Source organism: Chryseobacterium sp. PvR013 (assembly GCF_017833095.1).
In the GTDB taxonomy this organism is placed as follows: domain Bacteria; phylum Bacteroidota; class Bacteroidia; order Flavobacteriales; family Weeksellaceae; genus Chryseobacterium; species Chryseobacterium culicis_A.
The window spans coordinates 3840365-3863021 of record NZ_JAFIBT010000001.1; the positions used below are offsets into that span (position 1 = coordinate 3840365).

Sequence of the window (22657 nt, forward strand, 5' to 3'; positions counted from 1 at the left end):
TATTTATAAAATTTTCGACGTATCGAAATTGATGAATTGATTAGAATTAGATTTGGGTTTTGACTTATTTCTGAAAGCCATAAAAGCAATCACTGAAAGGATGAAAACCGCAATGGTGATGATATAATTTAAGTTGATATAAAAGTGTAACCATGAAGTCTGAGCCGAACCGAAGTTTTTATACAAAAGAATCAGAACACTTCCCAAGTAGCCGAATGAATCTACAATATAGATGAGAAACCCTACATTTCCTTTAATTTCAAAAGCGGCAATCATCCGGTCAAAATAAATTCCGTTGAAAGGAATATAACAGATATACATTCCGAAACCTGAAATCGTCATCCATAAAAAGGGAGATAAAGAACCCTGCTGAAACAGATAAGTAGAAAGTCCTACAGTAATAATCCCGGCAAAAAGAATATAGTGATAATAAGCAAATGCCTTTTTATTGTTCTTTACTTTTACCATAAAGCTTAAGATCAAAAGTACCATTATGGCAATAGGAATTTCTGTTAAGGTGAAAATAGAACTGTCAAAACTAAAATTCAGTCCGTCCCAGATTTCACGATTGAAATTATCTCTGAAATCCCTTAAAACGGTTAAACAGATGTACAAAAATATAATACATACAATGGGAACAAAGAATTGCTGGATGAGCGCTTTTCTTTCCTTACCATTCAACGGTTCTCTTTTGTTTTTAAGCAAAATATCTTCTTCTGTAGGTTGCGGAATCTTTTCAAGAAGCAATCCGAAAAGAATCAGAGGAATAACGAAAATAAGTCCGGCAGAAAATGGCATCCAGAATTCTGAAATGGAGAAAGTATCCATCAGAAATTTCCCTACAGATTTGGTAAATCCTGAAGAAACCACAAAGCTTGAGCATAAAAACAGACCGATAATTTCCGTGGTCTTCCGTCCCTCAATGTAAGAGAAAACAATTCCCCAGATCATTCCTAACGGAATCCCGTTGATGAACATAAATATAATATTGTATGGAGCAGGAACGGCAGCAAACCCCAGCAAAGCAAGCTCTGCAATAACAATAAAAACAAACAGATAGGTGAGTCTTTTCTGAGGTTTCAGTTCAGAGATAAATTTAATCCCGATAAATTTTGAGATAAAATACCCTACTGCCTGAGCAATGATAATCAGGATCTTATAATCAACTCCCCAATAGGAAAGTCCTTCGAAAGAAGCTACAGTAAAAGGTTTTCGAAAACCGTACATGCAGAAGTAAACACCAAAAGCAGCAAAAGCGGCTTTCAGTGTTACGAGTGTTTTTTTATTGATGGTTCTGGCCATGGTATTGGTTTAGAAGTTCAGTTTTACTCCAAGGTTGAATCGTACTCCATAATATTCTACCTGCTCTGGGCGGTCTTCATTTTTACCAAAGTGATAGATCAGAGGTTTATTCAGAATATTGTTCACATCCGCATATAAAGTCAGGTATTTGGTAAATTGATAAGAACCTCCGAAATCAAGATTGCTGTATTTGCCATAATAAGAATCATTGATGTCTTCTTCAGCATATTCTACTGCGTACTTTCCTTTGTAGTTGTAAGCCAGTCTTGCATTGAATCCTTTTTTCTCAAAGAAAAGCTGTGCATTGTACAATTCCTTTGCCTGGTAAGGAAGTGCTACTTTTCTTCCGCTTGGCTTTTCCATTTCAGAAGTCATGAAGGTGGCGTTCAATTGTACTCCAAAGTATTGTAAGAATCCTGGAAGGAAGTCAAAGCGTTTGTTGATTCCCAGTTCAATTCCTCCTAACCATGCTGCTTTTCCGTTGTTAGGAGCTGTAAACTGTACGCCATTCATTCCGTTGTAGCTTCCGATAAAAGAATCCTGGAAAATAGGATCTGTAATTGATTTATAGAAAACGCCACCACTCAGAATCCCTACGTTGGAGAAATAATATTCTCCCATCAAATCAAAATTCAGAGAATAGGTAGGATTAAGATTTGGGTTTCCGCCTTTGAATTCGTTGTCTGCTTCAATGTAAGTTCCTCCAGGGGTAAGATCCCCAAAATTGGGTCTTGAGAACGTTCTTGTAGCAGCAAAACGAAGATTGGTTTTATCATTCAGCGTATATTTCAAATGAACCATTGGAAGAACAGCCAGATAGTTTTTGGTGTTTTCTACCGGAGTAAGTATATTATCATTCACACTGTACCCTCTTACCTTAGTATTGGTATTGGATAATCTGATTCCTCCTAAAATGGTGATCTTGTCATTCAGCTTATACGTTGCCATTCCGTAAGCATCTGCATGTTTTTCAAACACATCAAAGTTTCTTCCTAATGCTTTGTTGTATTCCAATGCTTCGGAATCCGCGGTATTGATCTTTAGATTTCCCTGATTCTGATACCAAAACTGATTCATTCCTGTTGTAGAAAGTACGGGGCCAAAAGTATTGCCGATATGAGCATTCATTTCCCTTAAATATTTCGGTCCATTGGGCTGTGTTGTGATATATTGTGAATACTCAGACAGTAGAGGGGCAGTACCATTGTTCCAGTTGTAGAAAATATCAGAGAACTTTGCATTACGCTCCTTATCCCGGTATTTAAAACCATATTTTAAAATCAACTTATCAGAAGCATTGATCTCATGATTGAATGCGGCTACAATCTTATCTTTTTCCTCCACAAAAACTTTATAGAATTCAAGATCTGTAAATCTCATCTGGGAAGCATCCATTTTAAAGTTGGGATCGCTGTAGAAACCAAACAAAGCGTCAGGGTTTTTATAATCTAATTTACCGCCATCAGCTTTCCAGTAAGCTCTTGGGCCATTTCCATGATTGGAAATATAATCTGGATTGATGCCTACACCGGATTGTGTGTATTTGATGACATAGTAAGAATTGTTTTGCTTGTCAGGAATATTTCCATACTTGAATTTATTGTCGTAGTAAGATAAATCCCAGTCGATTTTTCCTTTATTTAATTGATGAACGGCTCCCAACGAAACAGAAGTAAGCTCTGTGATCAGTAAGTTGTGGATATTCTGAAGCTCCACTCTTGCTGTATTATTGGCACTGCTGAACTTATCAAATCGGATTCTATGCTTGTAGTGGGTTTCATCATCTGATAATGTACCATACATTCCTTTTAAATAGAAGGTTGTTTTTGGTGACAGCACATATTCAAAAGCAGTGTTGATTCCCGTTGTCTTTCTAACTCCGTTATAATCACGAAGCTCCAGTCTGAAAACACCTTCGTCACCACTTCTTCTGGCTTCAAAATTATCTGTAGACCAGTTTCTGATGAAATGGGCAAAATTGAATAAATACCCGAATTTCTTATCCTTTGTTCTTCCTCCATATAAAAATCCAAGGTTGTAAACGCCTTTGTCAGATTTTGCATTATAACCACTTCCTACAGTAGCTTTGAACTCTGTTTTCATTGGTGGTGTTTTGGTAATAAAGTTGACACCACCACCAATTCCGTCAGCTTCAATATCTGGGGTAAATGATTTATTTACATGTACATAGGAGATCAGTTCCGTAGGAAAGAAATCGAAAGCTGTTGCTCTGGAAGTTGTTTCCTCTTCAGCAGTGGGAAGCCTGTTTCCGTTGATGGTGGTGGAAGCCCAGAATGGCGGAAGTCCTCTCAGAGAAACAAATCTTCCTTCTCCCTGGTCTCTTTCAATAGAAACTCCCTGTACACGCTGTACGGTCTCTGCAGCATTTCTGTCCGGTAGTTTTCCAATTCCGTCAGAGGCAATGACATTGGTAATATTGATTGCATTTTTCTGAAGGTTTAGGGCTCTTGCTTCTGTATTTTTCAACGTTCCGGTAACCACTACTTCATCAATGTTTTTTCTCGGCTGGGAAAGTTTGATGATTCCTAGATCAACAGTTTGTTCTGATTTCAGGTCAATAGTAACCTCGGAAGATTCATATCCTATATAGCTGATTTGTAATGTATATTGGCCTTCTTTGATATCATTGATGGTAAATTTTCCTTCAATATCAGTGGTTATATTCTTAGATAAGCCTTTTATTTTGACTGTTGCTCCAGGGAGAGCTTGGCTGTCGTCGAGAACAGTTCCTATAATTAACTGCTTTTGCGCTGAAACAAAGATCATGAAACAGACAAAAACAAGGGTAAGTAATTTCTCTAAATTTGTTTTCATTTTTACATATATTAAATTTTTTATGCAAATCACGCCAATAATTTTAATATATATAAATATTTTGTATTAAGTATTGATTAACAAATACGTCTGATTTGTTACGCTATTTTTACTTTAAAAAGTATAAAACCTATCCTTTGAAAATTTAATAAAATGGGTTTTGAAGTACCTGCTTCAACGTTTTTTGTAAATATTTCAAGGGAATAAAAAGAATAGAAACCTGCCGAAAATAGCCGTATTTTTGTTCATATTTCGTTCATTTAGAAAGAAAATGGAAAAATAAAAGTTGCATATTTGTAAACTTTTGTAATGATTTGGAATTTAAAAATTGAAGGATGATATATAAAATAAATAAGCGATTATTATTTAACGCAAAGTTTAATAAGTTAAGTGATATATTTTAAGAGAGCAAAGGCTGCGACTTTGTCGCTGAAGAAACATTTTCATTTGCATACGCTTAGAAAGAATCAATGAAATTGATTCCAGTCTTTGCTCCCTTAAAAGTATAAGGTTTAGTAATAAAAACTTTGCGTTAAAAATTGCTATTAAGCAGTATAAAAGTAAAGCACAAGCATCACACAGCTTTCATTACTGATGCTTACCGGAACGTGAGGAAATTTTCCATTGAAATATAAAGAATCTCCCTCTTTTAAGATGATTTCTTCATTATCAATCACATATTTCACTTCTCCTTTCAGAATATATTTGAATTCCCAGGCATCCGTAATTACCTTTTCTCTTTTAGAATTGGGTTCGAGCGTTAACAATACCGCTTCAAAACCCAAAGAATGAAGACTCTTGCTAAAAATATGCATATACTTGAATCCTTCAGCTTCTACCTCTTTTTCTATAACCTGCTGGCTCTCTTTCGGAACATAGATGAATTTGGCATTGGATTTTTTCTCAACACCCTCAAAAAAATAACTGGCATCAATCTCAAGAGACTGTATCAGATCCAGTAAAACCGGAAGGGAAGGAATTGTTCTTCCGTTTTCAATTCTGGAAACAAGACCGTTACTCACATTTGCTTTGAAAGCCAGATCATTAATGGTTAAATTATTCTTTTTTCTAATATCCTTTAATCTCTTGCCGATACCTATTAAAAAGTCGTTCATACGCTATGCAATTTAACCTGAATTATTTATTCATCATTCTATTAAAAACAAAGGTAATATTATTCTATATAGGTTGTATGGTAAAAAGAGGAATTCATAAAAAGGTAAAGTGATACAAAAGTGGAAAAATGAAAAACGCAAAGCTAGTAAGTTTATTATACTGTTTTATTTTCGATCGCGAGGGCCTTCGTTCAGCTAAGAATGCGATCATTGCATAGTGAAACGCCCTTGCGATCATTTTATAATTTTATGTTGAAAATGCCTTGCGGATTTTGCGTTAAATCTAATTCATCTGAACCGAATCATAAAAAGGTCGTAATAGACTCCCATCTTCTAGCCTCCTTTCCTTTCTCTGTTTCAGGTTTGCCCATCCCAGGAAAAATTCCCTATTTTTGTAAAACTCCTTATTTCATTTATGAAAAAAATTATTCTTATCGAAGACGAAACAAGCGTGGTATCCTTTATTAAAAAAGGACTTCAGGAAAACGGATATGAAATTTCTGTGGCTTTTGACGGACGCACAGGAGTACAGCTGGTACAGGCTAACGATTTCGATCTTGTTATTTTAGATATCATGCTTCCGGAAATGAATGGTTTGGATGTGTGTAAAGAGATAAGAAAAACCAATCAGAGTGTTCCGATTTTATTTCTGACGGCTTTGGGAACTTCTGAAAATATTGTTCTGGGACTGGAAAGTGGTGGAGATGATTATCTGGTAAAACCTTTTAAATTTATTGAACTGGTTGCCCGTGTGAAATCTCTGCTAAGAAGAAGCAACAACAACGGTCCGCAGGAAGTTACTGAACCGGAACCGGATAATGAACATGTATTTCAGTTTTCTGATCTGATGGTGAATGATTATACAAAGAAGGTAACCCGTTCGGGAGAAGACATTTCCCTTACTTCCACAGAATATAAACTCCTGTTGTATTTCCTGAATAATCCGGAAAAAGTAATTTCCAGAGCGGAAATTCTGGACGCAGTGTGGGGAGTAAACTATGAGTTGGGAACCAATGTAGTAGATGTATATGTAAACTATTTAAGAAAAAAACTGGATAGCCAGGATGATAATAAATTGATTCATACCGTGATAGGAATGGGGTATGTGTTGAAAAAAACATAATGAATGTTTAATAAAGTGATTACAAATCAAACCAAAACGATGGTACTTTTAATGCTGGTTTTTACCGCCATCATTTTGCTGTTCAGTGGTTTGGTGTACTTTTCAATCGTTAATTTTTCACATCAGAGGTTTTATGAACTGCTGAAGATCAGAACAGCTACTATTGTTCAGATTGAAAAGAGCAAAGACCATCTTGACCTTCCGGAAAACTATGTTCTCAGCAGCCTGAATGATGAAGAACTTCCGATGGAAAAAGACTATGTTTTTGCGGTTCCTACCGACTCCAATTTCAAAAAAATATCCCAGGAAGTCCATATTCCAGCTTACTTCTTTAAAAATATCATCAAAGAAGGGGAATCCAATTATAATGATCAGGAATTCTATTACATTGGGCAGAGTTTCAGATACGATGATAAAGATTATATTGCGATAGCTTCTGCCAAAAACCACTATGTTGTTTACTATCTGGGTTTTTTAAAAAGAACACTGCTTACCTGTATCGTATTATCGCTGTTCTTTAGTATGATCTTTTCGTTTTATCTTTCAAAAACGTTATTCAGGCCAATATTAAAAATTACCGGAAAAGTAAAGGAGATCAGTTCAGAAAACCTTCACTTAAGATTGGAAGCACAGCCTGATAATAAGGAGTTGAATGAGTTGGTAGATACTTTCAACGATATGCTCAACCGTATTGAAACGTCTTTCGAAACCCAGAATCACCTGATCGGAAATGTTTCCCACGAATTGAGAACTCCTTTGACTTCCATTATGGGAGAAGCGGATGTAGCGCTTTCCATCAGCAGAACCGCAGACGAATATAAAGAAACTCTGGGGATTATTCTGGATGAAGCTGAAAAGCTGGATAAAAAGATCAAAGCACTCTTAATGATTGCCCAAACCGGATTTGACGGAAAGATCCAGAAGATGGATAAGGTGAGAATTGACCAGCTGCTTTGGGATGTCATAGAAACCCTCAGAAGGATTGATTCCAGAAATAATATTTATCTGGATATCAGCATGCTTCCCGATAATCCTAAAAAATTAAAAGTACAGGGGAATGAACAGCTATTGCATCTTGCAGTGGCCAACATCATCAGTAATGGATGTAAATACTCTAATTTCCAGCAGGTTAAAGTTTCATTAGGAGCTACCAATACAGACGTTTATATTATTGTAAAAGATAATGGAATCGGAATTCCGGAGGTAGAAATGAATAAAATCTACGATCCGTTCTTCAGAGCTTCCAATACCAATAATTACGAAGGCTACGGAATCGGGCTTCCATTGGCCAGAAATATCGTAAGAATGCACCACGGTGAACTGATTGTAAGCTCCCATGAGAATCAGGGAACCACTGTACAGATGCGTTTTCCTAATTTCTATAGTATGATGCAGAAAGGAGAAGAGATCAACAAATAAATATCTTTATCCTGAACTTTATTAAACTGTTTTTACCTTGTTTGTTTTGATAGTCAGGGTGTTGTGTGGGTATGTTCACTCTTTTTCGATTTTGATTTTTCGTTATATTAACTCCCCTTAACAATTTTCTAATCTCATTTTAATCTCTTTAATCACATTTTAATTCTATTCCAAAGACCTTCTAATATGGTCGTTCTAGTTTTGTATCATCAAAAAAGATAAACACGATACAAAATAATAAAGAACATGGCTAAAACAATTTTAATTGCAACAGATTACTCTCTTGAGTCATTGAACATATTGAAAAAAGTACTTAAAGAGAAAGAGGCATCAGAAGATCAGAACCAATATAATATCCTTCTGACTTCCGGGTATGATTCCGGAGATTCTATCAGAGATCTTTTGTTCAGTACCAAAACATCTATTTTCAATAAAATCAGACCTTCGGAATTCTGTGATGCCTTCGGAATTATCAGTAATAAATATCCTCATCTGGTTAACAAAATCATCTGTGATGTCTTTACAGGAAGTTTCCAAAGAACATTTAACCAGTATGTAAAGGCAGAAAATATTGAGGAAGCTTATTATTCTCCATCTATTAAAAGCAAAGGAAAAGGCAAATTCGATCTGATTCCTTATATCAAAAAATGCAAAGAACTTCAATCTCACGAAATTACAGTTGAGGTAAGAGAAAGGCTTCCGGAAAGAGGAAGACTGGCGGAGATCTTTGTAGAGGTCTAAAAAGAATTAAACACTATTTAAAAAGATAAAAAATGTTAAGAAATTATAGTAACAGCAGGACACTGGGAGACAATATCAGGTTGGGGACGCTGACTGCCTTTACGGCAGGTACTATAAATATTGCTTCCCTATTGATATTTCTCTCTTTTACATCAAACGTAACGGGACACTACGCTATTTTGGCGGCAGAAATCAGTAAAGGAAACTGGACGCAGGTAGGAGTAGTAGGAGGATGGATCTTTTTGTTCTTCTTCGGAAGCTTTCTGTCCAACTTTATTGTTATCAATTTTAATAAAAAAAGTAAATATTTTGCCCATTCTATGCCTATTGCGCTGGAAATTTTATGTCTTCTTTTTGTAGGAATATACGGGCAGTTTTATTATCAGAAAACATTAGAAGAAACAGAATATTTAGTAGCATTGATGCTTTTTGCTACCGGATTGCAAAACGGATTAACGGCAAGTATCTCCAACTTCTCTGTGAAAACAACCCACCTTACCGGAACAACCACCGACCTGGGAATCCTGGTATCCATGTTTACACAGAAAAAGTACAGAAGAAACGGAGAACTGATTGGCAGAGCAAAACTTCTGATGAGTATCATGCTTGCCTATGTGATGGGAGCAGTATTCTCAGGGTTAACTTACTACTATCTTGAATTCAGAGTCTTCTATATAATCAGTATATGTCTGTTGATTGTCATCGGGTATGATGCTTATAAAATTCATATTCGTCACTTCAATACGAAGTACAGATACAACAGGATCTACAGAAAGCCCAATATTTTTGCTTATCTGTATGAGAAAATCCATGGAATTCCTAAAAGAGAGAAGAAAAGAAAACTTGTCTTTGAGGATTAAAATGTAAAACACACTATTATTTTTTTGTATAAACTAGCTGTAAACGCCCTTATTTTATGATGGAATAGGGGCGTTTTTCTGAAAAACTAACTTCATTATTGGTATTTTTATTGTTTTTTGTCCTCTTTCCATGGTCGGTGAAATGAAAGTTTCCGGATGAGACGGATCAACTTGCTAACGCCCTTCATTACAAACATTAAAAAAATCAGTTGGGGATAAATAGGCAAAAATGTTGATAATTAAATATTAAATCACGATTTTAGTATTTTAATTCCCGTTTCCATTGACTATTTTTGTAAGTTGATTTACGTTTTTATGTCAGATATTATTCAGCTTTTACCGGATCATGTAGCCAACCAAATTGCAGCAGGAGAGGTGGTGCAGAGGCCTGCATCCATCGTGAAAGAACTTTTGGAAAATGCTATAGATGCAGATGCAACGAAGATTGAATTGATCATCAGAGATGCCGGGAAAAACCTTATTCAGGTGGTAGACGACGGAAAAGGAATGTCTGAAACAGATGCACGGATGGCCTTTGAAAGACACGCTACCTCCAAAATCAAAGGAACAGAAGATATCTTTAGGATTGCCACAAAAGGATTCCGAGGAGAAGCTTTGGCTTCCATTGCTGCGGTTTCTCAGGTGGAGCTCAGAACAAAACAGAAAGATACTTCCATCGGAACCAATATTTACATTGAAGGTGGGGTTTTCCAATTTCAGGACCCAATTCAGACAGCAGACGGATCAAACTTTTTAGTAAAAAATCTTTTTTATAACGTTCCTGCAAGAAGGAAGTTTTTGAAAAATAATAATGTTGAATTCAGACATGTTATTGATGAGTTTCAGCGGGTTGCATTAGCTCATGAGAATCTGGAATTTTCTCTGTTTCATGATGATGAAGCTGTTTTCAGACTGAGAAAAGGAAGCCAGATGCAGCGTATTGTAGATGTTTTCGGAAGAAAGCTTCAGCCGCTGTTGATACCCATTAAAGAAGATATTATCTGGTGTAAGCTTCACGGTTTTGTTGCTAAACCCGAAGGCGCTAAGAAAGCAAGAGGAGAGCAGTTTCTTTTTGTAAACGGCAGATATTTCAGAAGTCCGTACTTCAATAAAGCCGTACAGGAAGCTTTTGAAGGATTGCTTCAACCCGGATATGTACCTTCGTTTTTCCTTTTCCTGGAGCTTGATCCGGAGAAAATAGACGTCAATATCCATCCACAGAAAACAGAAGTAAAATTTGAAGATGAGCACCTTATTTTTGCTTTACTGCGTTCAACGATTAAAAGATCTTTAGGAATTTATAATGTGTCTCCAAGCCTTGATTTTGACAGAGATCCGGAACTGGATGAAATGATGAATAAGCCCATTCCAAGTAAAGGTAATGGTGGCGGAATAAGTGGAGGCATTATCAAAATGCCTGAAATTATTGTAGATAAAGACTATAATCCTTTCCTTGAAGAAAAAAATGTAGTGCATCCTGAAGAAATTCAGAACCTTACAGAAATGTATCATCAGAATATAACGGCAGAGCCTTCGAAGATCAACTTGTTTGAAGATGAAGATTTTGACGAAGACCTTATGAGACTTCCCAATGGTTACTGGCTTTTCAATAAAGGAGACGTTACTTTAATGCTGGATTTGGGAAGAATGCACAGGCTTTTGGTTTCTGAGGGAAATAAATCTACCAGAAAATCAAATACAAACAGCCATGCTCTTCTTTTCTCTCTGGAGTACCACATGAATGAAATCGAGAAGACCAAATACAATTCGATCAAAAAATATCTTCCGGAATTAGGGTTTGACATGAAAATTGCTCATGAAAGTGTACTTCGAATAGATTCACTTCCCGAAGGCCTGAAAGAAACCCAGGCTATGAAGTTCCTGGAAAATCTTTTTGAAATCCTGGAATACAAGACAGAAGAAGAATTCATGCAGTATTACCATAACCAATGGAACAAAATGCAGTCGAAGTCAAGATTTGACTTTATTTATAAAAAAGATGCGGAACAGCTTATCAAAGACTTTACAGCATTAGGCTTCCCGGAATTTTTACCGGACGGCAAAAGATGTTTTTATGAAGTTCCGTTTAACGACTTTAAAAACAAATTTTAAAAAATTATGTTTGACAATATACCGCCAATTACAAGGAATATTATTATAATCAATGTTATAGTATTTATTGTTACTTACTTTATGGGAAACCAGATTATTGGTTATCTCGCCGGCTTTTATCCGTTCTCTCCCTTTTTCCATTCATGGCAGGTTATTACCCATATGTTTATGCATGGAAGTATTATGCATATTTTATTTAATATGATGACACTCTTTAGTTTTGGTCCTATTCTGGAACAGACTTTAGGTGACAAAAAGTATTTGATTTTATACTTTGCAAGTGGCTTGGGAGCATTTTTCCTTTTTAATTTATGGAACTTTGTAGAAGTTCAGCAACTTTCCCGCGAATTGGAGCAGCTAGGATTTAATGTCAATGCCTATTTATCTGGTGCAAGTGTTGAATTTGCAGGAAATACAACTTCCGTTCTTAAACAAAAAGAGTTACTTGAAAGTTTAAAAGGTATTGTGGCCACACCAATGGTGGGTGCCTCTGGAGCTATTTTCGGAGTAGTAGCGGCATTTGCAACATTATATCCGGATTCTAAAATTGGTATTATGTTTATTCCGGTTCCGATTAAAGTAAAGTATTTGTTACCCATTATTGTGGTAATTTCAATATATCTTGGATTATCAGGAAACGGAGGCGGTATTGCCCACTTGGCTCACGTAGGAGGAGCTTTGGTGGGTTGGCTGCTGGCAAGAATTTGGAAAAAACATTTGTACCGATTCAATTAAAATAATCTTGTGAAAATTTTCCGTCTCATATTATTCATTCTACATCTTGGAATTCTATTTTTGCTGCTAGGTACATTATTAAATGCCTATGTTCCCCCAAAGATTTTTCCGTGGTTTAATTTACTGTCGCTGGGATTCCCGATTTTAGTCATTTTATATATTGTGCTAACTATCTTCTGGGTATTCAGCTGGAAAAAGCGGGCTTTTGTATTTATGTTTGCTGGGTTGGCATTTATAAATCCTGTAAAACGGTGGGTGAATTATTCTGATCAAAAAGGGAATTCTGAAATAAAAGTAGTTTCTTTCAATACCAGAGGTGGAGGAAATAAAGATATTGGGCCCTATCTTAGAACTCAGAATGCAGATGTTCTGCTTTTACAAGAGGACTCGGGTAGAAAATATCAATTTGAAGGGTATCAGAAAACAAACCCTGGCAAAGGGTTAATGCTTTTGACTAAGCATAAAATCATTAAACAACAGATCATAGATCCACAGGATGATAATGTAAGGGTTCCTGGTTTACTGGTTGATATAGAAATTAATGGCAGGGTATATCGGTTTATTGATGTTTATCTTCATCCTTTCCGCTTCGAAAAAGATATGGTGAAGCTTAACGGAAATACAGATACTAATGAACAAAAGTTAAAAGATATTATAAAAAGACTCATTCCAACTTTTAAAAAACATCAGGAACAAGTGGCTCTCATTCGGGAAGTCATTGATAATTCTCCCTATCCGGTAATTTTAGCAGGAGACTTCAATTCTGTGCCCAATTCTTATGAGTATTACCATTTATCAGAAGGTCTTGAAGATGCATTTTTAACTGCGGGGAAAGGAAGTGCAACCAGTTTTCACGACTATAAATTTCCGATCAGGATAGACTATGTGTTTTCTTCAAAATCATTAAAGGCAATATCTTATCAAGTTGACCGTTCTGTAAGTATTTCAGATCATTATCCTGTCACAGTTAAGTTTTCTACGGAGGACAAATAATCATAAAAAGAGTTAAAATTGTCTGCTTGGTAGGATTTTTGTTGAAAGAAAACCGTACCAAGACCGTTTTTTCATGAAGTCGAACCAGATATTACTATTTATACATATCGTTGTTGCTGTTTTGCTGTTATGCACATTGGGGAATGCATGGATTCCACCCAATATTTTAGGCAACCTGAATCTTCTGTCTCTTGGTTTTCCTTATCTGATTCTGGCACATGTGATTCTTACGCTGGTATGGATCTTCAAAAAAGAAAAGATTGCGATTGCTTTTGCCTTAGGTACACTTATTTTCTACAACCCAATCAGACGATGGGTCAATTTTTCTCCTAAAACTGAAAATTTAAAAACAATACGGGATATTAAAGTACTGACTTTTAATGTGAAATACGGAGAATATGGCTGGGATAAAGTAAAAGATTATATCATGGCACAGGATGCGGATATTATTCTTGTACAGGAAAAAGATACAAATCGTGTTATAAAACGTGATCTTATAAAATATCCGTCAGTTATTCTTAAAACTAAACATAAAATTGTAAGACAGGCAGAACTTATTGATGAAAAAGCACGTGGAAATTCATTTTATGCTGATATAGACATCAATGGAAAAGTAATCAGAATTATTAATATTTATCTTGAACCTTTCAGGCTTAATAAATCTATGTTTACGAAACTTGATGGATTAGGTTTTGGAAATATTTCTACATTGCTTTCCCATATGACTCCAACATTCCAGGCTCATGAAGATCAGGTAAAAAGAATCAGAAAAATGGTTGATTTATCACCTTACCCTGTGATTTTGGCCGGAGATTTTAATTCCGTTCCCAATTCATATGAATATTATAATCTTGGAAAGGATCTTCAGGATGCATTTTTAGTGGCCGGAAAGGGAAGTGCCAGTAGTTTTCATGATTATAAAGTTCCTTTGAGAATTGACTATATCTTTACATCGAAATCAATCATTCCGCTAAGCTATAAAGTAGATCAATCTGTGAAATTATCGGATCACTATCCTGTAATTGCAGAATTTCGATTAAATTAGTTCCATGAAAAATTTACTGTCTGCGATTTTTATTTTTATTATCCTTTTTACTGCCTGTTCCAAGAAAGAATCTCCAGGTTTCGGAGCTGAACAGGAAGTGAAAGTTCGGTATGATACCACGGCTATTGATTCCTTTTCTACAGGAGCTGTTTCAGTGGATATCGCCCGAAAAATAAGAATGTCTTCTCCTCAGTATATTGATTCTGTAAAACAGGCTAAAAAGCTTCAGGAAGAAGAAAATAAGCTAAAAGCAGAGCTGGAAAAAGAAAACAAAGCAAAACAGGAAGAGGAAAAAAAGAAGGTTGAAGCAGAAAAGAAACAAAAAGCTTCAGAAACACCTCCTGCTCAGGACACGAAGGCACAATAAACACTACAAACATCATTAAACAATATACAATATGAAAAAACAAATCTTGGCTGCAGTAACAATCTCAGTATTCACTGTAGCATGCACAAAATCAACAACAAAAACAGAACAGGTAGAAAACCCTGACGGATCTGTTACCACTACCACGACTACTGTTTCAGAGACGCCAAACACCGTTGATACAGCAAAGATCAACGATGCAAAAGAAGATGTGAAAGCAAAAGTAGATGAAGCGGGTAACAAAATTGACGATGCTGCTCAGAAAGCAAAAGATAAAATTGATGCGACAGCTGATAAAACAAAACAGGATCTTCACAAAGCGGGACAGGATATTAAAACTGAAGCGAATAAAGTAGGGCAGGATGCAAAAGAAGCTGCGAAAAAAGGAGCTTCGAAAGTAGAGGAAGCCGCGAAGAAAGTAAAAGAAGATTTAAGCAAATAAATGAAAAAGCCGTAATTCTATTGAACTACGGCTTTTTAGTATACAATTGAGAGTGGGGAATCTTTCTCTCTTATTTATTCATTTCCAGCAAAGGATCAATGTATTCTCTGTCATTGCTTAATCTGGGCACTTTATTTTGTCCGCCAAGTTTTCCTTTAGCTTCCAGCCAATGATAAAACAGATTGCTTTTAGCGATATGTACAATAGGTCTTTTAAGCGTTATATTGTTGTATCTCTTTGCTTCATAGTCTGAATTGATGGTCTTTAAATGCTTGTCAAAAGCATCAATAAAGCTGTCCAGATCATCCGGATGCTGGCTGAATTCAAAAATCCATTCATGAGCACCTCCTTCATTTCCGTTCATAAATACAGGAGCTCCTGTAAAATCCGTGATTTGGGCACCCGTTGCTTCACAAGCCTTTGAAAGGGCTGATTCTACGTTGGTAATCATCAGTTCCTCCCCAAAAGCATTGATGTAATGTTTGGTTCTTCCCGTTATTTTTATTCTGAAAGGATTAACTGAAGTAAAAACAACAGTGTCTCCAATCAGGTATCTCCAAAGTCCTCCGTTGGTTGTGATGACCATTGCATAATTTTTTCCTACTTCCACATCTTCCAGGCTTACGACCTTAGGATTTGAAAAATGGAACTGATCCATTGGGATAAACTCATAAAATATCCCATAATCCAGCATCAGAAGCATCTCATCACTGTCCGGTCTGTCCTGTATCCCGAAGAAACCTTCGGAAGCATTATAAATTTCGTAGTAATTGATGTTTTTTCCGATGATCTGCCTGAATTGTTCCCGATAGGGTTTAAAGCTTATTCCGCCGTGAAAAAACACCTCTAAATTAGGCCACAGTTCAGAAATACTTTCTACATTGGTTTCTTTTAATACTCTCTGCAAAAGAACCATCATCCAGCTGGGTACTCCAAGGATACTTCCTACATCTTCATTCTTTACTTCGGAAGTGATTGCTTTCAGCTTGCTTTCCCATTCACCCATCAAAGAAACTTTCTTGCTTGGTGTGGTGGTAATTTCTACCCAAAACGGAAGATTGTCAATCAAAATAGCTGATAAATCGCCAAATTTTGTATTAAAATCAGCATACAATTCGGAGCTTCCTCCTAAACGTAAGTTTTTATAATTAAAAAGCTGGTTTTCAGGATGGTTGTTGGCGTAGATGGAAACCATATCCTTTCCTGCTTTCATGTGGCAGTATTCAAGGCTTTCTGCAGAGATGGGAATAAATTTGCTTTTCGCATTGGTGGTTCCCGATGATTTGGCAAAATGTTTAATGAGACCGGGCCAGCTTACATCTTTATATCCCTGTCTTGCTTTTTCAATAAAAGGTTCCATTTCTTCATAGGTGACAATAGGAACTTTGTTTTTAAAATCCTGATAACTTGATATAGAATTGAATCCGTATAGTTTGCCATATTCTGTATCCTCCGCATGAAACAATTGAGAAAAGAGTATACCTTTCTGGGTTTCAATGGGATGATCCATGAAATTCTGTATCTGATCAATCCTTTGACGGATGAACCAGTTGACTACGGTATTGAAAAGTGCTTTGGTTGCCATTTCAACAAATATAATGATATTTGAATTTTCAGAAAATTTTTTACGTGATTAAATAAAAAAACCGTTACAAAATTTGTAACGGTTTGATATCTAGTTTGTTGTTTATTAACAATACTCATCGTATGCAGCCTGAAGGTTTGCGGCAATAGCACCTGCCGGGTTCCCTTCGATGTGGTGTCTTTCCAGCATGTGAACCAATTCACCATCTTTGAAAAGTGCTACACATGGAGAACTTGGAGGGAATGGAGCAAGGTGTTTTCTTGCTTCTACCACAGCCTCAGTATCAAATCCTGCAAATACAGTTGTTAAATGATCTGGTTTTTTGTCTCCTGTTAAAGAGTATACTACTCCTGGTCTTGCAGCACCTGCAGCACAACCACATACGGAGTTGATTACCAATAGGGTAGTTCCGGATTGCTTTAAAGCATCTTCTACCTGAGTGGGAGTTGTTAAATCCTGAAAACCTTTATCTGTAAGCTCTGCCTTCATAGGCATTACTAAATCTGTTGGATACATATATTTTGTTTTTTATCTCTACAAAGTTAAGCAATTCTTTGCGTTTGTTCAATATATAAAAACTATCAATTGATTAGTCATATAAAATTAACCAAGTATTAATATTGTAATAATATTCTAAAAAATGTGAATTAAAATTAGGAATAATAAAATATTATTATTAAATTTGAAATGATTCTGAAAAACAAACGACCATGAAAAAAACATTTAAGGCTTTCCCTCAAGCAATCAATCACTTAAATACTCTCTGAAATATGGTAGTAGCTTAATTCTTTTTTCAGTTTAGAATCAAACTGATTAACAAACTTTAATATCCAAAGAAATGAAGCCCGGAACTGAAGAGTTCCGGGCTTCTTTAATCAAATCGATATGCAAAGGTTGTATATCCTATAGTTATGGGTGAGACGTGTTTTCAGGCTTTGAAATTACTCTAAACTTAAACACGGATCACATTAAGAAAGGAGCTTTTTAGCCATCTCGGAAATACTTTTTCCGTCAGATTTTCCGGCTAATGTTTTTGATGCAACTCCCATTACCTTCCCTAAATCTTTAATAGATTCAGCACCGGCTTCAGAAATAATATTTTTAATTTCTGTTTCTAATTCTTCAGCAGAAAGCTGTTTGGGTAAAAACTGCTCAATAATTTTCATCTGAGCGTCTTCTACTTCTGCAAGATCATTTCTTCCCTGTGCAGTAAACTGTTCGTAAGAATCCTTACGTTGTTTTACCATTCTCTGAAGAATAGCAATTTCCTGTTCTGCGCTTACTTCGGCTCCAACGGCTTCAGTTTTAATCAGTAATATCTGAGATTTTACAGCGCGTAGAGAATCCAAAGCCACTTTGTCTTTAGCTCTCATTGCTGTTTTTATAGCTTCGGTTATTATATTTTCTAAGCTCATGTTTATATATTTGGGGCTTTAGGCAATAAGCAGTAAGCTTTTTGATTGGGCTGGAATGGCCTATGGCTTACTGCATACTGCTTATAGCATTTAATCAACGTCTTTATTTAAAAATCTGTTCTCTCTGATCTGCATAGACCCATTGTTATCAGACAAATAAGTGTTGATATTCTGGTCTGATGCATTGTTTCCGTCGATAGAAATATTTTTTCTTTTAAAAGCAGGAATAGATTCGAATTCACTGGTACTGTCAAAATTTTGGTAGCGTGAGTTGAATTCTTTTAATTTATTTCTTCTTTCAATGACTCTGTCCTGATCAATCGTTTTATTCACGAAAGTGAATTCTGATTCTTCAGTTTTTGGAGTTTCAATTTCTGTTTTGTTTTGAAAAGCTGATCTTGTTTCCGCTTTTGGTTCTTCCTGTTTCTGGTAGAATGTTTCAATCTTTTGAGCGGGTTCAGCTACGGCAGCATTCGTAGGTGTATTAAATTCTGCTTTTGGCTGTCCAAAATCTGTATTCGGTTCATTTCTGGTAGGCTCGTTTACAAAGAAGCTGAATTCAACAGGTTTTTCATTAGAAAACGAGTTGTTGAATTGAGTTCCGGCTTGTGGCTCATCTTTTTTATTTTCAAAATCAAATGAGAAAGACTGGATCTCAAGATCGTTAGGATCTTCATTCTCCTCATCAATAGAGAGTAAGCTGTATTCCTCTTCTCCTTCTTCTTCATTTCTCCAGCTTTGTTCAGGTGTATTTATAGCATCTTCCTCTTTATCAAAGAATTTTATTTCAGTTCTTGGCTGCTCTTCTTCAATAATCATTTTTTTTTCGGTAGATGTCACATTGAAAGAAGTATCATGGTCATCATCAAGTCTGAAAAGGTTTTTACCTCCAAAATCATGTGTTGTTTCAGGAGCTACCTCTCTTTCCTCTCTTGTTTTGAAAGGAGAATTTTTGGGAGCTTCAAAACTGTCGTTAAGGCTGATTCTGATTTTCTCTGTAGGCCCTGCAAACTTCTTATTATCGTTAGAGAATCCCGTTGCGATAACAAGAACGCTTACTGCATCTCCTAATTCTTCATCAGCACCCACCCCGAAAATAATATCCGCAGTGTTTCCAGCTTCTTTCTGAATGTGGTCCATGATGATACCGATCTCGTCCATAGTAACTTCTTCAGCACCACTTCTGATCAATAACAGAACGTTCTTAGCACCTGTAATCTTATTATCATTCAATAATGGGGAATCAAGTGCCTTTCTTACGGCTTCTTCTGCTTTATTTTCACCTGAAGCAGTTCCTGTGGACATCAACGCTGTACCTGAATTCTGAAGCACAGATTTAGCATCTCTAAAGTCAATGTTTACATCAAAGTAACCTGTAATAACTTCTGCCATCCCTTTCGCAGCATTAGCTAAAACTTCATCGGCTTTTGAGAATCCCTGCTTGAATCCAAGGTTTCCGAACTGCTGTCTTAGTTTATCGTTATTGATCACAATTAATGAATCAACATTATTTTTTAGTTTATCAAGACCATTTTCAGCCTGATCAAGTCTTCTTTTACCTTCAAAACTGAAAGGAACGGTAACAATACCTACAGTAAGAATTCCCATGTCTTTTGCTACTTTAGCAATGACAGGAGCTGCTCCGGTACCGGTACCACCACCCATTCCCGCAGTGATAAACACCATTTTGGTGTTTTGTCCCATAGCTGCTTTAATATCTTCAATACTTTCGATTGCAGATTTTTCACCAACCTCAGGGTCTGCACCTGCTCCAAGACCTTCTGTGATTGTGGTTCCTAACTGAACTTTATTAGCAACCGGGTTATTATCAAGAGTCTGAGCATCTGTATTACAAATCACGAAATCAACTCCGTGAATTCCTTTCTCGTACATGTGCTTTAGAGCGTTGTTTCCGCCGCCCCCTACACCGATTACTTTTATGATGGATGAATTTCCTTTTGGCAAATCAAATGAAAATCCTTGTGTACCTATATTTTCCATAACTATACTTTTAATAATTGATAAGCGATAGATGATAATTGATAAATGATATTCGTTATTAAATTAATAAATATTAATCTATTTCAGGTATCATTGATCATTAATCTTTTATCATTTATATTTATTCTACTTCTTCAAAGAATTTTTTTACTTTTTCCATAAGCGACTGCCCGAAGGTTAATTTCGCTTTTCTGTTCTCTTGCCTTTCATTTTCGAAAAACTGCTGATCCTGAACTGGCGCTGCCTGCTGTACAGGTTGCACGGTTTCAGGTTGTACTGCTGCAGTTTCCTGCTTTGGTTGTTCAGCAACAATTTCTATCATTTCATCAGCATTGTGTTTTTTGTCTCTGATTTTCAAACTCTCCATCAGTAGCCCGATAGAAGTAGCAAATTCAGGGCCTTTCAGGTACTGATTTTTATCGTTGGCAATATATTCATTCGCAAAACCGATTCTGCTGTCAAAACCAGTGGTATAATTGGCCAGCTGACGGAGGTGTTTCAGGTTTGAACCTCCACCCGTAAGAACGATTCCTGCAATAAGTTTTTTCTTTTGTTCAAAAGCACCATAAGCTTTCAGTTCTGTATTGACCATTTCTAAAACTTCTTCTACTCTTGCATTGATGATCTGTGCTAACGTTTTTAAAGAAATTTCTTTGTCCGGTCTGCCGTGAAGCCCCGGTATGGTTACAAAAGTACTATCTTTTTCTAATTCGGGAACAGCCGAACCAAATTTTACTTTAAGTTGTTCTGCATGTTTCTCTATGATGGAACAGCCTTCTTTGATATCTTCGGTAATAATTCCGCCTCCGTATGGAATCACACAGGTATGACGGATGATATTATCTTTAAAGATGGCAATATCGGTAGTACCACCACCAATGTCAACAATAGCGACACCAGCTTCTTTTTCTTCTTTTGTAAGAACAGCTTCTGAAGATGCCAATGGCTCTAAAGTAAGGGCTTCCATTTCTAGTCCGGCTTCACGAACACATCTTGCAATATTTCTGATGCTGCCCATTTGGCCTACTACAACGTGGAAGTTTGCTTCTAAACGCTTTCCATGCATTCCGACAGGTTCCTGAATTTCACCCTCGGAATCCACTTTATATTCTTGAGGAAGTACGTGGATAATTTCTTCTCCGGGAAGCATAACCAGTTTTTTAACCTGATCTTTTAATGCTTCGATGTCGTCGTCTGTAATAAATTTATCAGGATGTTCACGCATAATATAATCGGAGTGCTGCAGAGAACGAATGTGTTTTCCTGCAATACCTACCGTAACTTTGCGGATAGGAACACCGGCACTGGATTGTGCTTCGGATACTGCAGCCTTGATTGAATTAATAGTTTGTGAAATATTATTCACAATACCTTTATGAACACCAAGACTTTTAGCTTTTCCTACACCGAGAACTTCTATTTTCCCGTGTGCATTCCTTCTTCCGACAATCGCGACTATCTTCGTTGTCCCGATGTCCAGACCTACTGAATACTCTTGATTTTCCATTTTTATATCGATTTGATTTTTTCTACTTTTTTCTTTGAAAGGATAATATCCTATTTGTGTATTAAATGCCCTGAAGGACTTATTCTATTTTTACTTTTGCCTTAGGCTTGGACTGCGCCTTGACGGGGGGCTTTTTCTCTGCTTTTTTTGTTTCTTTTGTATGTGTTTTCGTCTTTGTATCCTCTTTCGGTTTGGCCGGAGTGGAATTTGCTTTTTTTACTTCTGTCGTCTTGGGCTTAGATTCCGCCTTTTTAGCTGCAGGAGAAGGTACTTTTGCCAGCTCCATTTTCCCTGCTTTTAAAATACTGTCATTTTCTTTAAAATAAGGGTTTAAAGTCGTGACAATCTGATTCTGATATTTCACGGAAACCATACTGTATTTTTGAGGGTCCTGATACACCAGATATTTTTCAACGAAAGTTTTAAATCCTTTTACTTTAAAATCAATATTATCAAGGTCTCCGATCTCTACTCTGTAGTTTCCTTCGCTCGTAAGAAGACTATAGCTTTCTTTGCTTTTGGAGATTCCTATAAAATATTTTTTACTGAAATCATCCTTATCGATCTTTTCTACCAGTTCTGCCAGCTTTTCGTATTCATCGGGCTGTACGTTTCCGGTTACCAGCATACATGGATGTGAGTAGGTTCTTGAAATTGGGAATTCAATTCCTTTTTCATCCACATAGAAATCTCTGCCGTCTTTATTTAATCTGAAAACAGGAACTCTTTGCTTGATATCCAGATTCAGCTTTCCATTCAGGTTCAAATAGACGTTGGCACTGTCTACCGCCGGAAGAGAATTTATTCTTTTTTCTAAAGAAGGAATATTAAGATCTCCCACTTTTCCTGAAGGATTTTCTTTTTTTACGATCTCCCTAATATCTTTTTCATCAACAAAATAAACCGGAGTTTTCTCACTCATTTTTACAGAAATCTTATTGTCTGTAATCTGTTGGTGGCTGAATCTCTTCAATGAGAAACTCAGTAACAATCCAAGGATGATTACCGTGACAACAATTTTTAATATTCTGTATTTATTTTTCATATTTTCTGTACAATG

General features: G+C 36.3%; 19 protein-coding genes. 10 read left to right on the forward strand and 9 right to left on the reverse strand.

Annotation, left to right across the window (positions count from 1 at the left end; all coding sequences use genetic code 11):
- Nucleotides 1–3 precede the first annotated feature (3 nt).
- The 3 genes from JOE44_RS17555 to JOE44_RS17565 all read right to left on the reverse strand — a co-directional run bounded on the left by JOE44_RS17555 (nt 4) and on the right by JOE44_RS17565 (nt 5252).
- On the reverse strand, nt 4–1302 hold the full coding sequence (locus tag JOE44_RS17555; protein ID WP_209786574.1) for a DUF5690 family protein: 1299 nt from the start codon (nt 1300–1302) through the stop codon (nt 4–6).
- A 9-nt stretch (nt 1303–1311) separates the two neighbouring features.
- Nucleotides 1312–4137, reverse strand: coding sequence for a TonB-dependent receptor (locus tag JOE44_RS17560; RefSeq protein WP_209786575.1), 2826 nt, complete (start codon nt 4135–4137; stop codon nt 1312–1314).
- A 545-nt stretch (nt 4138–4682) separates the two neighbouring features.
- The gene (locus JOE44_RS17565) at nt 4683–5252 is read right to left on the reverse strand and encodes an XRE family transcriptional regulator (RefSeq protein WP_209786576.1); all 570 of its coding nucleotides are present in this window, start codon (nt 5250–5252) and stop codon (nt 4683–4685) included.
- A gap of 415 nt (nt 5253–5667) precedes the next feature.
- On the opposite strand from JOE44_RS17565, the gene JOE44_RS17570 reads away from it, so the two are divergent.
- The 10 genes from JOE44_RS17570 to JOE44_RS17615 all read left to right on the forward strand — a co-directional run bounded on the left by JOE44_RS17570 (nt 5668) and on the right by JOE44_RS17615 (nt 15089).
- Entirely contained in the window at nt 5668–6375 is a 708-nt protein-coding gene (locus JOE44_RS17570; RefSeq protein ID WP_105682863.1) for a response regulator transcription factor, read from the forward strand.
- A 3-nt stretch (nt 6376–6378) separates the two neighbouring features.
- Nucleotides 6379–7794 (forward strand): HAMP domain-containing sensor histidine kinase, encoded by a 1416-nt coding sequence (locus JOE44_RS17575; protein WP_105682862.1) that lies wholly within the window; start codon nt 6379–6381, stop codon nt 7792–7794.
- A gap of 246 nt (nt 7795–8040) precedes the next feature.
- Nucleotides 8041–8535 carry a hypothetical protein gene (locus JOE44_RS17580; protein ID WP_209786577.1) on the forward strand — a complete coding sequence of 165 codons (495 nt, stop codon included), beginning with the start codon at nt 8041–8043 and terminating at the stop codon, nt 8533–8535.
- Between the two features lie 32 nt (nt 8536–8567).
- Nucleotides 8568–9395 carry a YoaK family protein gene (locus tag JOE44_RS17585; RefSeq protein ID WP_209786578.1) on the forward strand — a complete coding sequence of 276 codons (828 nt, stop codon included), beginning with the start codon at nt 8568–8570 and terminating at the stop codon, nt 9393–9395.
- Between the two features lie 315 nt (nt 9396–9710).
- Complete coding sequence (mutL, locus tag JOE44_RS17590) at nt 9711–11507, forward strand: DNA mismatch repair endonuclease MutL (RefSeq protein ID WP_209786579.1); 1797 nt, start codon at nt 9711–9713, stop codon at nt 11505–11507.
- A 6-nt stretch (nt 11508–11513) separates the two neighbouring features.
- Nucleotides 11514–12242 carry a rhomboid family intramembrane serine protease gene (locus tag JOE44_RS17595; protein WP_209786580.1) on the forward strand — a complete coding sequence of 243 codons (729 nt, stop codon included), beginning with the start codon at nt 11514–11516 and terminating at the stop codon, nt 12240–12242.
- A 255-nt stretch (nt 12243–12497) separates the two neighbouring features.
- Complete coding sequence (locus JOE44_RS17600) at nt 12498–13235, forward strand: endonuclease/exonuclease/phosphatase family protein (protein WP_348635060.1); 738 nt, start codon at nt 12498–12500, stop codon at nt 13233–13235.
- A gap of 73 nt (nt 13236–13308) precedes the next feature.
- A complete protein-coding gene (locus tag JOE44_RS17605) occupies nt 13309–14280 on the forward strand; it encodes an endonuclease/exonuclease/phosphatase family protein (protein WP_209786581.1) in 972 nt (323 codons plus the stop codon).
- A gap of 4 nt (nt 14281–14284) precedes the next feature.
- Entirely contained in the window at nt 14285–14647 is a 363-nt protein-coding gene (locus JOE44_RS17610) for a hypothetical protein (protein WP_209786582.1), read from the forward strand.
- 31 nt (nt 14648–14678) lie between these two features.
- Nucleotides 14679–15089, forward strand: a complete 411-nt coding sequence (locus JOE44_RS17615) for a hypothetical protein (RefSeq protein WP_209786583.1) — start codon at nt 14679–14681, stop codon at nt 15087–15089.
- Between the two features lie 70 nt (nt 15090–15159).
- Here JOE44_RS17615 and JOE44_RS17620 read toward each other — a convergent pair whose 3' ends face one another.
- The 6 genes from JOE44_RS17620 to JOE44_RS17645 form a co-directional block, all read right to left on the reverse strand.
- Nucleotides 15160–16674 (reverse strand): GH3 auxin-responsive promoter family protein, encoded by a 1515-nt coding sequence (locus JOE44_RS17620; protein WP_209786584.1) that lies wholly within the window; start codon nt 16672–16674, stop codon nt 15160–15162.
- Nucleotides 16675–16779: 105 nt separating this feature from the next.
- Nucleotides 16780–17190: a BrxA/BrxB family bacilliredoxin gene (locus JOE44_RS17625; protein ID WP_079243608.1), complete on the reverse strand. Its 411-nt coding sequence runs from the start codon at nt 17188–17190 to the stop codon at nt 16780–16782.
- Nucleotides 17191–17642: 452 nt separating this feature from the next.
- Entirely contained in the window at nt 17643–18089 is a 447-nt protein-coding gene (locus tag JOE44_RS17630; protein ID WP_209786585.1) for a GatB/YqeY domain-containing protein, read from the reverse strand.
- A gap of 90 nt (nt 18090–18179) precedes the next feature.
- Complete coding sequence (ftsZ, locus tag JOE44_RS17635) at nt 18180–20090, reverse strand: cell division protein FtsZ (RefSeq protein ID WP_209786586.1); 1911 nt, start codon at nt 20088–20090, stop codon at nt 18180–18182.
- Between the two features lie 121 nt (nt 20091–20211).
- Complete coding sequence (gene ftsA, locus JOE44_RS17640) at nt 20212–21597, reverse strand: cell division protein FtsA (RefSeq protein ID WP_209786587.1); 1386 nt, start codon at nt 21595–21597, stop codon at nt 20212–20214.
- 79 nt (nt 21598–21676) lie between these two features.
- Complete coding sequence (locus JOE44_RS17645) at nt 21677–22642, reverse strand: cell division protein FtsQ (protein WP_209786588.1); 966 nt, start codon at nt 22640–22642, stop codon at nt 21677–21679.
- Nucleotides 22643–22657: the final 15 nt, after the last annotated feature.